15 protein-coding genes and 2 pseudogenes are annotated in these 13,464 nt (G+C 64.6%); 8 read left to right on the top strand and 9 right to left on the bottom strand.

Annotated features, from left to right (window positions below; translation table 11 throughout):
* Positions 1-59 precede the first annotated feature (59 nt).
* From U5O44_RS14355 to U5O44_RS14340, 4 genes are all read left to right on the top strand, one after another.
* Positions 60-551 (top strand): flavin reductase family protein, encoded by a 492-nt coding sequence (locus U5O44_RS14355; RefSeq protein WP_322589135.1) that lies wholly within the window; start codon positions 60-62, stop codon positions 549-551.
* Positions 548-1,558 (top strand): hypothetical protein, encoded by a 1,011-nt coding sequence (locus U5O44_RS14350; protein ID WP_322589134.1) that lies wholly within the window; start codon positions 548-550, stop codon positions 1,556-1,558. The genes U5O44_RS14355 and U5O44_RS14350 overlap by 4 nt, the downstream gene beginning before the upstream one ends.
* 69 nt (positions 1,559-1,627) lie before the next feature.
* Positions 1,628-2,053 carry a thioredoxin TrxC gene (gene trxC, locus U5O44_RS14345; protein ID WP_322589133.1) on the top strand — a complete coding sequence of 142 codons (426 nt, stop codon included), beginning with the start codon at positions 1,628-1,630 and terminating at the stop codon, positions 2,051-2,053.
* Positions 2,054-2,308: 255 nt separating this feature from the next.
* Entirely contained in the window at positions 2,309-2,563 is a 255-nt protein-coding gene (locus tag U5O44_RS14340) for a hypothetical protein (protein WP_322589132.1), read from the top strand.
* A 13-nt stretch (positions 2,564-2,576) separates the two neighbouring features.
* Here U5O44_RS14340 and U5O44_RS14335 read toward each other — a convergent pair whose 3' ends face one another.
* A complete protein-coding gene (locus U5O44_RS14335) occupies positions 2,577-3,632 on the bottom strand; it encodes an acyltransferase family protein (RefSeq protein ID WP_322589131.1) in 1,056 nt (351 codons plus the stop codon).
* Between the two features lie 409 nt (positions 3,633-4,041).
* Here U5O44_RS14335 and U5O44_RS14330 point away from each other — a divergent pair, with 409 nt between their 5' ends.
* Positions 4,042-5,217, top strand: coding sequence for a CAP domain-containing protein (locus U5O44_RS14330; RefSeq protein WP_322589130.1), 1,176 nt, complete (start codon positions 4,042-4,044; stop codon positions 5,215-5,217).
* Between the two features lie 59 nt (positions 5,218-5,276).
* On the opposite strand, the gene U5O44_RS14325 is transcribed toward U5O44_RS14330, so the two are convergent.
* The 8 genes from U5O44_RS14325 to U5O44_RS14290 all read right to left on the bottom strand — a co-directional run bounded on the left by U5O44_RS14325 (position 5,277) and on the right by U5O44_RS14290 (position 10,444).
* The gene (locus U5O44_RS14325) at positions 5,277-5,555 is read right to left on the bottom strand and encodes a hypothetical protein (RefSeq protein ID WP_322589129.1); all 279 of its coding nucleotides are present in this window, start codon (positions 5,553-5,555) and stop codon (positions 5,277-5,279) included.
* Positions 5,545-5,838 (bottom strand): BrnT family toxin, encoded by a 294-nt coding sequence (locus U5O44_RS14320; RefSeq protein ID WP_322589128.1) that lies wholly within the window; start codon positions 5,836-5,838, stop codon positions 5,545-5,547. Before U5O44_RS14320 ends, U5O44_RS14325 begins: the two co-directional genes overlap by 11 nt.
* Before the next feature lie 33 nt (positions 5,839-5,871).
* Positions 5,872-6,531 (bottom strand): DUF1294 domain-containing protein, encoded by a 660-nt coding sequence (locus U5O44_RS14315; protein WP_322589127.1) that lies wholly within the window; start codon positions 6,529-6,531, stop codon positions 5,872-5,874.
* A 5-nt stretch (positions 6,532-6,536) separates the two neighbouring features.
* Complete coding sequence (locus U5O44_RS14310; protein WP_322589126.1) at positions 6,537-6,782, bottom strand: DUF6429 family protein; 246 nt, start codon at positions 6,780-6,782, stop codon at positions 6,537-6,539.
* 100 nt (positions 6,783-6,882) lie between these two features.
* Positions 6,883-7,776 carry an IS30 family transposase gene (locus U5O44_RS14305; protein WP_322589125.1) on the bottom strand — a complete coding sequence of 298 codons (894 nt, stop codon included), beginning with the start codon at positions 7,774-7,776 and terminating at the stop codon, positions 6,883-6,885.
* Positions 7,697-9,112, bottom strand: coding sequence for an IS66 family transposase (gene tnpC / locus U5O44_RS14300; protein ID WP_322586439.1), 1,416 nt, complete (start codon positions 9,110-9,112; stop codon positions 7,697-7,699). The genes U5O44_RS14305 and tnpC overlap by 80 nt, the downstream gene beginning before the upstream one ends.
* A gap of 63 nt (positions 9,113-9,175) precedes the next feature.
* Positions 9,176-9,574 carry a helix-turn-helix domain-containing protein gene (locus U5O44_RS14295; protein WP_322589124.1) on the bottom strand — a complete coding sequence of 133 codons (399 nt, stop codon included), beginning with the start codon at positions 9,572-9,574 and terminating at the stop codon, positions 9,176-9,178.
* Between the two features lie 162 nt (positions 9,575-9,736).
* Complete coding sequence (locus U5O44_RS14290; RefSeq protein ID WP_322589123.1) at positions 9,737-10,444, bottom strand: SLATT domain-containing protein; 708 nt, start codon at positions 10,442-10,444, stop codon at positions 9,737-9,739.
* A gap of 201 nt (positions 10,445-10,645) precedes the next feature.
* On the opposite strand from U5O44_RS14290, the pseudogene U5O44_RS14285 reads away from it, so the two are divergent.
* From U5O44_RS14285 to U5O44_RS14275, 3 genes and pseudogenes are all read left to right on the top strand, one after another.
* A pseudogene (locus U5O44_RS14285) lies at positions 10,646-10,972 on the top strand (IS701 family transposase); the annotation flags it as partial.
* 42 nt (positions 10,973-11,014) lie between these two features.
* Positions 11,015-12,385 carry an IS4 family transposase gene (locus tag U5O44_RS14280; protein WP_473964707.1) on the top strand — a complete coding sequence of 457 codons (1,371 nt, stop codon included), beginning with the start codon at positions 11,015-11,017 and terminating at the stop codon, positions 12,383-12,385.
* Positions 12,386-12,394: 9 nt separating this feature from the next.
* Positions 12,395-13,090: pseudogene (locus U5O44_RS14275) on the top strand (transposase); the annotation flags it as partial.
* Positions 13,091-13,464: the final 374 nt, after the last annotated feature.

The raw sequence follows: 13,464 nt of genomic DNA, 5'->3' as shown, positions 1-13,464 counted from the left end.
AAGCCGGGCCTCCTGGGGGCCGGCCACGGCCATGCGGGTAATCGCGGACAATCCGCGCCATGCAAGCCTCACCCTTCACCCGGCAGGATTTCCGCTCGGCGCTCGGCCTCTTCGCCACCGGTGTCACCATCGTCACCGCCCGCGCCGCCGACGGCTCGCCGGTGGGGCTGACCGCCAACTCCTTCAACTCGGTGTCGATGTCGCCGCCGCTGGTGCTGTGGAGCCTGTCGCTGCAAGCCGGCTCGATGGCGGCCTTCGCCAACGGCTCGCACTACGCCATCCACATCCTCGCCGCCGAACAACGCGCCCTGGCCGAGCGTTTCGCCACCCGCGGCGCAGACCGCTTCGCCGATCTCGACTGGCGCGAGGGCACGGGCGGCGTGCCGCTGATCGAAGGCGCCGCGGCCGTGCTCGAATGCCACAACCGCAGCCGCTATGAGGAAGGCGACCACGTCATCTTCGTCGGCGAGGTCGAGCAATGCCGCTACCGGGCCGATGCCTCGCCGCTGATCTTCCACGGCGGGCGCTTCTATACCGAACTGCCGCTGTGACCGCACGCCGCGCACTGCTGACCGCATCCGGCGCGGTGGTGCTCGGCGGGTGCCTCCACCCGCTGTCGGGCCTGTCCGGCGCCAGGCACCCGGCGCGCGACCCGGCGCAGTGGCCGTTCGCCTCGGACAGCCCCTGGAACACCGCACTGGGCGATGGCGCACGCTTCGCCCCGATCCGCAGCCCACGCTTCGATCCCGGCCGCGGCGCCACGGTCAACACCCTGCAGTGGAGCCACCCGGTCTTCATCGCCCAAGCCGACGATCCCACCGTCTTGGTCTACCGACGCGGGCAGGCGGAACCCGTCCACCGCGTGCGCGTACCGCGGCAGGCGCGGCCCGATCCAATGGCAGATGGCGCGCTCCACTTGATCGACGCGACACGGCGCACGGTCACCGAACTGTGGAAAGCCGAACGGGTCGGACCGGACCGCATCGTGGCGACGGTCGTGGTGGTCAACAGCCTGACCGGTGCTGGCGTGTACCCCTCTTGGCACGGCGCGCGCGCCTACGGCGGCTCCGCGCTGGGCGGGCTGATCCGCAGCGGTGAACTCGAACACGGCATCCCGCACGCACTGGCCATTGCCGTGCAGCCGCAGGCCCTCAACCGCGTCGGGCCGGACGGGCGCGCGTGGGTCTGGCCAGCCTCCTCGGCCGATGACGGCGACGGACGGCGCTACGGCATACAAGGCAATCTCCACATGGGCAGCCTGCTGGCGCTGCCACCCGAACTCGACCTGCGCTCGCTCGGCCTGCACCCCGGCCCGGAAACCTCGCTGGCGCGCGCACTGCAGGACTTCGGTGCCTGCATCACCGACTGTGCCGCGGGCAACCTGGTGTTCTACGGCGAGTTGCAGACGCACACGGCGGCGTCCAGCCTGCGCGCATCGGCGCTGCAGGCCATGACCGCGCACCTGCAAGTGGTCACCAACCACACGCCTGCCACGGTGGGTGGCGGTGGAATTCGACGCGCGCCACCCGCGCCGATGTTCGCGCCTGTGCACGACTGAGCCTTGAAAGCGCAGGCCTGACCCACCATCTGCCCGGCATACCATCCACTGTATGTTCGAGGCCCCACCATGCACATCGCCTGCCCCCACTGCCTGGCCGTCAACCGCGTCCCGGAGACACGCCTGCACGACGACCCCACCTGCGGCCGCTGCGGCAAGCCCGTGCTCGACGGGCAGCCGGTCGAGCTGAACGACCAGACCCTCGCCACCATCGCGGGCAGGACCGAACTGCCGGTCGTGGTCGACTTCTGGGCACCGTGGTGCGGCCCGTGCCGCCAGATGGCGCCGCAGTTCCAGGCCGCGTCGGCGCAACTCAAGGGCCGCGCGGTCTTCGCCAAGGTCAACAGCGACGACAGCCCCGCAGCGTCCAGCCAGTTCGCCATCCGCAGCATTCCGACGATGGTGCTGCTGCGCGGTGGCCGGGAAATCGCGCGCCAGAGTGGGGCAATGGGTGCCGCGCAGATCGTGCAGTGGGTGAAATCGCACACGGGCTGAGTCCTCTGCGGTACCGCAGTTTGCCAACAGTTGCCGGATTTATCAGATTAGCCATTTGGGGCGGTTCATACCCTTGATTCGGGGGCGCTAGGATCGGGGACAGACACAATATTGCCTTGACAGACGGCAATATTTAGTTACGACTGGCCCCGGACATGAAAAATAATCCATGTCCATTACAAAAATAAATGCATGTCAAGCCATCTCGACCCCCTGGAATGCGGGGGTGAAACTCCGACTGCGGCCGCAGCGCCTGTGCGCCGCAAACTGGCCAAGACGCCGCCAGTCGCCCCCGGCATGATCGGCAATCGTTCGATCACCTGCAGCCTGTGCCAGCGCAAGGTGTTTTCCACACTGCTGCTCGCCCACAAGCAGGAGGCCCACGGCGACAGCGTGTACAGCCGCACCGCCACAGGCCGCCCCAAGAGCATCTGGTTCCGCCCCCCGCCGCCGACGCCAGCCCCTGTGTGGCGTCGGCCTGCCGCGCTGCGGCCGGTATTCAGTCGCTGACCCCGGTGCAGCGTCAGCCAGGCGCCGCTTTTCGGTTGCCCATCAGCCTGGGTGCCTCCGACTCGACAAACTCGATGACCGGCACACAGATGATCACCACGGCCGCGGAAATGGCCGCATTCAGCAGCAGGCCCTGGTCAACACCGAGCGTGCGCAGCAACGCGAGGAAGAGGCTGGTCACGATGGCATGCAGGGCCAGTATGACGATGGCCCCGCGAGAAATCGTGAACACGGTCGGCCCGTATATCCATCGGGCACAGCACTCCGACACGGCCCAGACCAGAACAATGCCGGCCAGGCCACCGAAGTAGAACAGCAGGGGATGTTTTCCATAGCTGACGTGGTTGATGTCCACCCGGCCATTTGCCGCCGCGACCAGACCGACCGCGGCAAATGACAGTGCGATGACCAGGGGGCGGAGATACCCTTCTGTCTTCTTGTCCGCCCAGGCGGGCGCGCAACGTTCGACCAGACCAGCTTCAGCGGCGTATTTCCCCCCGACATAGAACGGGAGCGCCATCAGCGCGCTGTCCAGTGAAAACAGCAGATCGATGCCTCGGCTGGTCAGCACATAGGGAATGCCTGACAGCAGCGCGGCGCACATGAATTTCATCGGCCAGGATTTCAGGGCATCCACCACCGAGAACGCCACACTCACGTTGAACAGTCCGACCAGGAACCAGAGCGGCACATTGATCATGTTGGACAGGCTGGTCCCATAACCGGCGCCGAACAGCATGCCGAACAGTGGTTGCACCAGCGCCGCCTGGAAGGCCGGCAGATGGCTGAACCACTCGGGATGCCGAAGAAATCCGAAAAAGTACCACCACAGCCAGGTCAGCACATAGAACATCGCGTAGGGAATCAGGAGTCGCACGACACCCGACCTCGCTGTTTCCACGACCGACCGGGACTTCGCCAGATAGCCCGAAATAAAAAAGAACAAGGGCATGTGGAATGCATAAATGAATTCCGACACAGCCAGATGATTGCCGGGGATATGTCCGAACACGACGAGCCAAATACCGATGGTTTTGGCCCAATCGATCCACTGGGTTCTGCCGTTCAACGCGTGTCACTTCTCCTTTCCACCGGGTCCAGCGAGCGCAATATCGCCATCAAGATATTTTCATGATTCTGGAATTTCCTCCCGACCAAAACAGGGTACACGCAAGCCGTGCACTATTCCACGCTTGGCGGCCAGAAATGAAAAACGACGTGAATTCCTCCACGCCGCCCATGTGAATACCCGCCGATCTCCAGCCGCGTGGTGCGGGGCGGGACATGGGGCGGGCGTCGTGCCGCAGCGCGCGGTGCAGGGCCGGTTTCGAGAAACATTCTGTTGCAGAGAGCCCCCGCATTCACGGCGTTGTGGGCACGGCCGCACCTGCAAGACACTTGGTCCTGCAGAGTACCTATTGGTTTCCAGGGGCTTTGCGACCTGTCTCGATCTCACCCCCTGCTTGCCGGTTGACCCCATGCCCCTCCTGATCTCCCGCCCTGCCGTGCCCCTGCAGTCCCGCCCGCTCCTGCTGGCGGCGCTCGTGGCGTTTTCATGCGCCCTGCCCGCCCAGGCGATGGCACAGGCGGCGATTTCGGTGGGCTCCTTGCTGCCCACGGCCGATGAACAGGCCAGCCTCGACCAGATCAACCGCTTCCGCGCCGATCCGCAAGGCGAACTCGGCCGCATGCTGGGCGTCTCGGCGTCGGCGCTGGGGGGAGTGGTGGCCTCGTCCGGCGCCAATGCCGGCAATGGCACGGTCTGGAACTCGGGCTACTGGAACACCCTGACCGGCGGCAACGCGGTGGCCAACGCGCTCGATTTCTTCAAGGTCAACCCGGGCGACCTGCTGTACCAGTGGAACCAGTTGCCCGGCGCGGGCGTGCTGCACCCCTACACCTGGAACGGCAACCTCGGCCAGTCCTCGCTCGAATACGCCAAGCTGGTCGTGCTCGACGCGGGCACCACCACCAATCCGCACAACGTGCCCCCCTACACCTCGGGGCTGAGCCAGCGCTTCGAGGACGCCGGGTACGTCAACTGGGGCGCGCTGGGCGAGAACATCGCGCCGAACTTCACCAACAACGTCGCCTACATGCACGCCGGCTTCGCGATCGACTGGGGCCTCACCGGCAACGGCATCCAGAACCCGCCCGGCCACCGCAACAGCATGCTCAGCACGACCTTCAACGAGATCGGCATCGGCATCACCCCGGGCTGGACCGCGGGCAACGTGACGCAGGTGCAGCACTTCGGTGACCGCTTCAACAGCGCGGCTGAATACGTCTGGGGCTATGCCTGGACCGACGCGGCGGCGGACGGCTACACCTTCGGCGAAGGCATGCAGGGCCTGACGGTCGAGATCGTCAACGGCAGCAACGCCGTGGTCGGCACCACGCAGACCGACGCCAACGGCGGCTACACGGTGAACGTGGTCGGCCTGAGCACTGGCAGCTACACCGTGCGCCTGATGGACGGCAGCACGCAGCTCGGCACGCAGTCCGTCGCGGTCAGCAACCTGGGCATGTACCACGCCGACTTCGGGATCGCCGCTGCGGTGCCGGAGCCTTCGACGTGGCTGATGATGATGCTGGGCGGGGTGCCGCTGGTGGTGCGCGCTCGGCGGGCGGGCAAGGGTCGCCGGGCGGTCTGAGGTTCGGCTGTCACGCCACAGGCCTGATCGGGCGGTTCACGACGACCGCCCGATCGTTTTCAGGCGGCGGCGCGCTGGGCCTCTTCGAGCACGCTGTCGGGCACACCGCGCGCCTTCAACTCCGCGAGCAGCTTGGCCGTCCGTCCCGCGTGGTACTCGGCCTCGTCCCGGCGCAACCCGTCGCTGATGTACGCCTTCAGCAGTCCTTGGTAGCCCGAAAACCCCCGGAACGGTGCCAGCGCCTTGAGCGACTCGACCACATCGACGGGGATGCGCAGCGTGATCGAGGTCATCGGACGGTCCTTGGCGAGGCGGGTCTTGAGTGCGTCAGAAATCATGGTCGATCCTTTCCTGCGAAGTGGCCTTGCGGGCGGAGATGATGCGGATGTACTCGCCTTCGACCTCAATGTGAACCACGAACAGCACACGACCCACCTCATCGAAGCCCAGCACGGCATCACGCGCCTCGTCATTTCGACCCGCGTCGACCAACTGGAACAGCGGATCAAAGAACACCTGGGCCGCCTGCTCGAACGTGATGTGGTGCTTGCGCACATTCGTCACCGCCTTGGCTGCGTTCCACATGAACGTGGTGCCGTTGAACTCGTAGCGAACATCCATGGCTGACAGCTTGCCGTTTTTGTAATTACTTTGTCAATACAAATCGACCCACCCACTTGAAATCCGCCGGAGCCCCTGCGCGACCGGCGTGGTCACCGCCAGCAACCCCGCGACATTGACGACCACCGTCCCCCAGAACGCGGCGCGGAACGACGGCTTGGCGGTCTTGTGGCGCAGCAGGTGCTGGGCGAGCAGGCCGCCGGGCCAGCCGCCGAGCAGGCCGAGCATGAGCAGCGTCTTTTCCGGGGTGCGGCGGCGGCCGGCGACGGCGGCGGACTTGTCGAACGCATAGGCCAGGAAACACACCACGCTGCCGACCCCGTACATCAGCAGCACCCAGCCCGGCAGGCCCCAGCGGAACGCGATGACCCCGCACAGCACGGCGAACGCCGGCAACACCGCCCCGCTGGCCAGCGTCAGCGGCACCGGCGCCTCGCGTTGCGGCTGGCTGCGCTCTGCCATGCGCCGCTGGGCGGGCGTGGGCAGCGGGAGCAGGTCAACGCGCCGCGCCTGCTTCTTGCCCTCGGCATTCAGCCCGACCTCGAACGTCAGCCGCTGCCCGAGCACCGGGCGACCGGCGCCGCGCGGGAAGGCGGAGATGTGCAGGAAGATGTCCTGGCCGCCCTGCGCGGGTTCGATGAAGCCGAAGCCGCGGTCGTCGTTCCAGGATTTGAGGGTGCCTTCGAGGCGCATGGGGATCAGTGGGCGGCGGGAGAGGCGCCGAACCAGGTGTCGGCGAGGGCTTTGGCGCGCGTCAGCCCTTCGGGGGTCAGGTGGACCGATTCGTATCGGTTGCGAGGGTCGCTGATCCAGCCCTCGGCGTGGAGGCGGGCCATCACGTCGAAGTCGTGGCGCTTCCACGCGCGGCCGTTGTCGAACTCGAAGGCGCCGAGCAGGGCCAGGGTGGCGTCGGCGAGTTTGTCGGGGTCGTAGGGGGTTGGCATGGGGGTCTCCGCGGGTGAGATGAGGGGGTTATTTCACTGCGAAGGATTGGGGATGGGCAAGTGGGGATTTCATGCCTGACATTCGAGCTAACCGGCGGAGTCAAGTCTGAAGTGCAACAGTTTTGGCGGCAAGCGCCTGCCGCTGGGCGAGTTTTGTCTGGACGAGTTCGGTGTAGACCTCGCGAGGAGTACGGAAGCCGAGGATCTTGCGAGGGCGGTCATTGAGCATGGACTCGATGTAGGCGAGCTTCTGCGGGGTGACGGTGGACAGGTCAGTGCCCTTGGGCAGGAACTGGCGCACCAGGCCATTCATGTTCTCGTTGGAGCCGCGCTGCCAGGGGCTGTAGGGCTCGCAGAAGAAGACCGGCATGCCGGTGGCCTCGGTCAGCTCCAGGTGGCGGGCCATCTCCGAACCGCGGTCGTAGGTGAAGCTCCTGCGCAGCTCGGGGATGACGCCGTTGAAGCGCCGGGTGAAGCCGTCGAGGGCGTGGGTGGCGGTGCAGCCATTCATCTGGGTCAGCAGCACGAAGCGGCTGTGGCGTTCCACGGCGGTGCCGATGGCGCTGGCGTTGCGAGCCCCCTTGATGAAGTCGCCCTCCCAGTGGCCGGGCACCAGCCGGGCGTCCACCTCTGCGGGGCGCTCGCTCAGCGGCACGAGGTTGGCGATGTTGCCGCCCTTGCGGCTGGTGCCCCGCGCACGCGGCATGCGCTTGGTGTGGCTGCGCCGCAGCTCCCCGATCAACTCGGTGCGCAGCTCGCCACGCGGCACCATGTAGATCGCCTGGTAGATTGGTACGTATTCAGCCCCCCGGTATTGACACCCGCAAAGCCCTGGGCACGCCGCGTCGAGAAGGACGCAGCGCGAGTTCGAAGATGACCTGAAGGACCGCAGGACCGAGCCTGCGGCCACGCACTCAGCCCGAGGGCACCAGCGAGGGCGCCAGACCACCGGTGAAGTGCGCCTGCATCGCCTGACGCAGATACGCCAGCGCATCACGGCCCTGGCGCTTGCAGCTCTCCACCACCGTGTAGCCCCGGGCGATGAACTCCTCGCCCCGGCGTGATCTCGTCAGCCCCGAGATCTTGCGCTTGAGCACGATGGTGCGCAGCGCCTGCTCGGCGGCGTTGTTGGTCGGCGGCACGGCCGCGTCGCTCACGAACGTCCACAGCGCCGGCCAGAGCTTGAGCACGTTGGCGCAGGTCAGTGCGGTGCGCTGGCAGGCGCCGGCGATGCCGCGCTCCAGCGCCCGGCGCACGTGGTGCTGCACCTGCGCCATCTGCGCGGCGACCTGCTGGTCCTTGCGGTGCCAGCGCCGGAACAGCACATAGCCCAGCCCCAGCAGTCGGCGCCCGATCCGTCCGGCCTGCCCCGCACGTTGACTGATGCGCGTGAAGTCCCGCAGCAGGTGCGCCCAGCACACCTGCCGCTGCGCGGCGTCCACCCAGTCGTACACCGCATAGCGGTCCGTGACCAGCTTGGCCTTCGGGCTCTCGCCCAGCATCTCCTTGGCCACGTAGCGCGCCCGCGAAGACCAGAGCTGGTACACCACCAGCTTGGGCTGCGTCACCGTCCACACCCAGTGCCGCCCCGCGCCTTCTCGCGCGTAGCTGGTCTCGTCCACATGCACCACCGGCGCTGCGGCCAGCGTCTTCACCGCCGCCTGCACCGGCTCCTTCAACGCCTGCGCCACCAGCCCGTGCGCCTGCGAGATCGCCCCCACGCTGAACCGCACCCCCAGCACCTGCGCCAGCAGATCCCGGATCTTGGGCTGCGTCAGGTGGTACGCCGTGCCCAGCAGCCCCACCAGGGCCAGCGCCCTCGGCCCGATCTGTCCGCGCGGCACCCCCGCCGGCAACACCGATGCGTGTGTCTTGCGGCAGTGCCCGCACACCCCGTGGTACAGCCGGTACTCCTGCACCTCGGCCTTCACCTGTGCCGGCACGTCGAACACCTGGTGCCGTATCGGCCGCCCCGCCGCCACCGGACCGCCACACTCGCATGCCGCAGGCGGCGGGCAGTCGTGGATCACGTCCACCTCGGACTCCGCCAGCAGCGCCCGGTACGTGCCCTTGTGCCCAGGCTGCGCGCCCCGCACCCGGCCGCTGGTCCGGCGTTGTGCCCGGTTGCCGCTGTCCCCCGGCCCGTCCGACGATGGCGGCTTCGACGAGTTGCGTGAGTTCAGCTTCTTGTCCAGCAGCGCACTGACCTGCTCGCGCAGCTTCGCCAGCTCCTGCCCCATCTGCTCGATCACCGCGTGGCATTGCTCCAGCGTCTCGGGCTTGTTCGGCACTGCGGTGGCCTCACGGCCAGGGGCTTCGGGTTGGTCCATCCCAGCACTCTCCGCCTCGCTCGCTCCGCGCGCTACCCGGACTTCACCGGCTTGACGATGTTGTCAATGCCGGGGGGCTGAATACGTACGGTAGATTGTCTCGTGCGAGACGCGCTGCGTCGTGTCTTCGGGGTTCATCAGCTTGAGCCTGCCTGCGATCTGTTCGGGTGACAAGGCCCGCTCAAGCTCGTGGCGCACCCACTTGCCCAGCGGCGTGTCGAACTGCTGGCCGAGCTTGCGCACCCCGGCCTTGGCCTGCACCCGGCGCCGGGCGGCCTGTTGCTGCGCAGTCGCCACCAGGTAGCCCCGCTTCGGGTGTCGATTTCGCGCCAGCTCCCGGCTGATCGTCGAGGCCGAACGCCCCAGTTGCACGGCGATCTGTCGCTGCGTCAGCTTCTGCGTGACCAGCAGCCCAAGCTGCGTGCGCTCTTCCAGACTCAGGCTTGAATACTCTTGTCCCATTGGCTCAACCTGTTGTTTTCATTGCCGTGTTGCACTTCAGTTTAGAGCGTGCCACCGGACCGCTGCGACGGGACGGCTTGGCCCGGATTGGGAAAATGTACCGTGTACCCCAAGCCGGGCCAAGCCGTCCCGTCGTAGCGGGTCCGGTGGTTCAGCGAGAGGTTAGGCATCTTGCGAGACCGGCTGCAGAAACGGCGTAAATATCTTCGACACACCGAGCATATCGGTAACGAATACAACTTCGCCCGCCAGCAAGAGCGTTGGGACTGCATACGGAACTGCATAGAGCACGCCCGCTCTGAAGTACATGAATGCTCGGAGCAATCCGGTGTATCTGTAGTCCGACTTCATTTCAAGTGAAGCCAACATAAAGTCAACTCTGGTGTGGTTCTCTGCATCGATGCTCACGTCGTCATAGCGTTGATTGTATTTTGCCAGATCAACTGATACACCAGAGGATTCGCTCTCAGCTACTTCACGCCGCAGATTTCGTATCAAGTCTTTTATCTTGTCGCCGCATTCGTTGAGCGCCTCGGAGCGCGTTTCGTATCTTGCGGTGGCGTTAATGACTGAGTAAACGAGCACAGCGACCGCGAGAAAGATCTGGAGCATATTAAGAACCTTCGGAGGGAAGGCGAGCCGAATATCAGAGTTCTGAAGAAGTGGAACTAATATTAGTCCAAGCGATAATACTGTTGTGGATAAAAAAGAAAACTGACTCTGTCGCTTCAATCGCACGGATGCGTTATAGCGGCACTTGGATGTAACGCGCATGCCATTCATCAGCTTTTGAACCGGATCCTTAACATCGCTTTCGATTGGGTCGATGCAGAAGAGCCAGCGAAAGAAGGTGGTGACGAAGGCGGGCATGTGTAGGCAGTTGGATTTCAAGATGCTTAACTAGGACTTACGCAAAAGAAACTTTCAAACTCAACTGAGTTTTGAGTGCCATATTCTGATCCATGGATTGATCCGGCACCCGATGTGCACTGAAATATCTTGTTTCAACTGGCTGTTCGGATTCATTAAATATGCCTACAATTGGCTTGCCTCAACTCAACAGGAGCCATGATGAAGCCGACAAGACGCGACTACTGTCAGTTTCTGATCTCCACCCAGACCAACTATACCCAAACCTACTTCGCCGACCATCACCCGCATTTCTCGCATGACGCCATCAACCGTTACCTGCAAGACGAAAACATAACGCCTGCCATCGTCTGGGAGCAGGTGGAGAAATCCATCGAACCTGATCCGAACGCTTTCTTGCTGTTCGACGACAGCGTCTCGGACAAGAACCACTCCCATGCGATCGAGCTGGTGCGGCGGCAGTACAGCGGCAATGCCCATGGCCTGATCAAGGGCATCGGTGTGGTCAACTGCTTGTACGTCAACCCATCCCATTACACACAAGTCTGTCCGGTGAGGTGACGGGGAGACGTGAGGGAAACTGTCGGGATGACGAAGTGGGCGCAAGAAGAACTGAGGACGCTGTCGCTGGGCGACGCGAGGCTGGACAAGCGAGCGGTGCTGCTGGCGGAGCAGTTGGCGCAGAGCCCTGGGGCGAGCATTCCGAAGGCGTGCGGGGACTGGGGCCAGACGCAGGCGGCGTACCGGTTCCTGGGGCACGAGGACACGAGCGGGGAAGCGGTGCTGCAGGCGCACGCGCAGGCCAGCGTTCGGCGCATGCAGGCGCAGGCGGTGGTGCTGTGCTTGCAGGACACGACGGAGCTGGAGTTTGACGGGCAGAGCGCGCAGGGGCTGGGGCGGCTGAACTACGAGGCGCGGCGGGGGCTGTACGTGCATCCGACATACGCGGTGACGCCGCATCGAGAGCCGCTGGGGCTGGTGAATGCGTGGAACTGGGCCCGGCAGCCCAAGGGGCAGGACGGGCAGATCGACGAGGGAGTGCGCTGGGTGGAGAGCTACGCGCACCTGGTGGGGCTGGCAGAGGGGCTGCCCGAGACGAGGCTGGTGTGCGTGGGGGACCGGGAGTCGGACACGATGGCGCTGTTCGAGCGTGGACAGTGCAGCGGCTGGGCGGTGGACGTGCTGGTGAGGGCGCAGCATGACCGGGTGCTGCCGGGCAAGCAGGCGGGCAAGCTGTGGTCCAAGGTGATGGCAAGCGAGTCGCTGGGCACGGTGGTGTTCGAGATGCCGGCCGGGCGAGGGCGCAAGGCGCGAGTGGTGCAGCAGGAGCTGCGGGCGCAGCGCGTGGTGCTCAAGGCGGCGGGGCCGGACAAGGCCGGTGAGCCGGGGCGGCCAGCCATCGAGATGACGTGCGTGATCGCCAGCGAGGTGAATGTGCCGGTCGGGGCCAAGCCGGTGATCTGGCGGCTGCTGAGCAACCGAGCGGTCCAGACGCTGGAGCAGGCGGCCGAGATGGTGGAGTGGTACCGAGCCCGCTGGGAGATCGAGCTGCTGTTCCTGGTGCTCAAGGAGGGCTGCCGGGTCGAGCGGCTGCAGCTCGGTCACATCGATCGGCTGGAGACGGCCCTGGCGATGTACCTGATCATCGCCTGGCGCATCAACCGGCTGATGCGGCTGGGCCGGCAGTTGCCCGAGTTGCCGGCCGAGCTGTTCTTCGAGGACATCGAGTGGCAGGCGGCGTTCATCCTCAACCGCAAGAAGCCCCCGAAGGAGCGCCCGAAGCTCAACACCGTGGTGCGCCTGATCGCTCAGCTCGGCGGCTTCCTGGGGCGCAAGCATGACGGTGAACCCGGTGCGAAGACCCTCTGGCTGGGCATGCACGAGGTCAACACCTTCGTGCGGGGCGTGCGCTTCGCTAAGGAGATGGGGGCTTGTGTGTAATGGGATGACGTCAACCCCCGCAGCGGTCGCTACTGGATCATCGACTGGCGAGTGTTCGCCCCGCAGGTGGACCACAAGACCAAGCTCCAGCACGTCCAGGAGATGTTCGACGAGGCCATGACGGGCAAGAAGCTGCCATTCCGCGTGGTGCTGATGGACTCCTGGTACGCCACCAAGGAGCTGATGGTGCACATCCATCGTGCGGGCAAGATCTTCTACTGCCCGCTCAAGAGCAATCGCCTGGTCGATGACAGTCAGGCGCAGGCGCCCTATCAGGCCGTCAGTGAGTTGCAGTGGAGCGACCAAGGCGCCGCGCACGGCAAGCTCGTCAAGGTGAACAAGTTTCCAGGCAGCCTCAAGGTCAAGCTGTTTCGGGTGGCGACGGGAAACGGTCGCACGGAATGGGTGGTGACCAATGATCTGGAACAGACTTCGGTGGACGACACGCGAGAGATCTGCGCGATCAGGTGGAAGATCGAGCAGTATCACCGGGAGGTCAAGCAGGTGCTGGGCATGGAGAAATGCCAGTGTCGATCTGCCAGGGCGCAGAGGAATCACATTGCCTGTGTCATCTTGGCGTGGAACCATCTGTCCGCGCTGGCCAGAGACATGAGGACGAATATCTACAGCATCAAGAAGGCGATGATGTCGAATTACATGCGGCAGGAAATAGCTCGACCGTCAGTGCCGATGGCGTACATTTGAGATGGCTACAAAAGTCCAAGCTCTGTGCTAACTGAGTTCAACTTGCGTAAGTCCTATTAACGCAAAAAAGGCAACCGCTACCGCAACTACCGCGTTAAGCAGCGAATCAGAGAGCAGGTCGATAGAAATGATTGAAGACATGACGGCTGGAGATTGGATTGCCTAACGTAATTTAGACCTCACGGCCCTGCTGTCTAACTTGGCTCTTGACGTCTAACTCATGACAAAGACAGCCCGCAAGTCCTTGTCGGCATTGAGATTTTTTCTTGCCTTGACGCATAACTACCCCCCTAAAAATCCGTGAAACCCAGCACACACCCAGTCTACCCGCCACACCCAACAACCCCGCACAACGTCACACCACCCACCCAAAA

The sequence above is a fragment of the Sphaerotilus sp. genome, assembly GCF_034519685.1.
Taxonomy (GTDB): domain Bacteria; phylum Pseudomonadota; class Gammaproteobacteria; order Burkholderiales; family Burkholderiaceae_C; genus Sphaerotilus.
The sequence above is the reverse complement of the archived record's forward strand: the minus strand, read 5'-3'. Positions and strand labels throughout refer to the sequence as shown.

Coding starts and splice junctions, on each gene's coding strand:
- U5O44_RS14330 (WP_322589130.1), top strand. CDS start 4,042: ATGCCCCTCCTGATCTCCCGCCCTGCCGTGCCCCTGCAGTCCCGCCCG.
- U5O44_RS14315 (WP_322589127.1), bottom strand. CDS start 6,531: ATGCGCCTCGAAGGCACCCTCAAATCCTGGAACGACGACCGCGGCTTC.
- tnpC (WP_322586439.1), bottom strand. CDS start 9,112: ATGGACCAACCCGAAGCCCCTGGCCGTGAGGCCACCGCAGTGCCGAAC.
- trxC (WP_322589133.1), top strand. CDS start 1,628: ATGCACATCGCCTGCCCCCACTGCCTGGCCGTCAACCGCGTCCCGGAG.
- U5O44_RS14325 (WP_322589129.1), bottom strand. CDS start 5,555: ATGATTTCTGACGCACTCAAGACCCGCCTCGCCAAGGACCGTCCGATG.
- U5O44_RS14305 (WP_322589125.1), bottom strand. CDS start 7,776: ATGCGCTGGCGTATCTGCGTCAGGCGATGCAGGCGCACTTCACCGGTG.
- U5O44_RS14320 (WP_322589128.1), bottom strand. CDS start 5,838: ATGGATGTTCGCTACGAGTTCAACGGCACCACGTTCATGTGGAACGCA.
- U5O44_RS14290 (WP_322589123.1), bottom strand. CDS start 10,444: ATGCCCGCCTTCGTCACCACCTTCTTTCGCTGGCTCTTCTGCATCGAC.
- U5O44_RS14355 (WP_322589135.1), top strand. CDS start 60: ATGCAAGCCTCACCCTTCACCCGGCAGGATTTCCGCTCGGCGCTCGGC.
- U5O44_RS14310 (WP_322589126.1), bottom strand. CDS start 6,782: ATGCCAACCCCCTACGACCCCGACAAACTCGCCGACGCCACCCTGGCC.
- U5O44_RS14295 (WP_322589124.1), bottom strand. CDS start 9,574: ATGGGACAAGAGTATTCAAGCCTGAGTCTGGAAGAGCGCACGCAGCTT.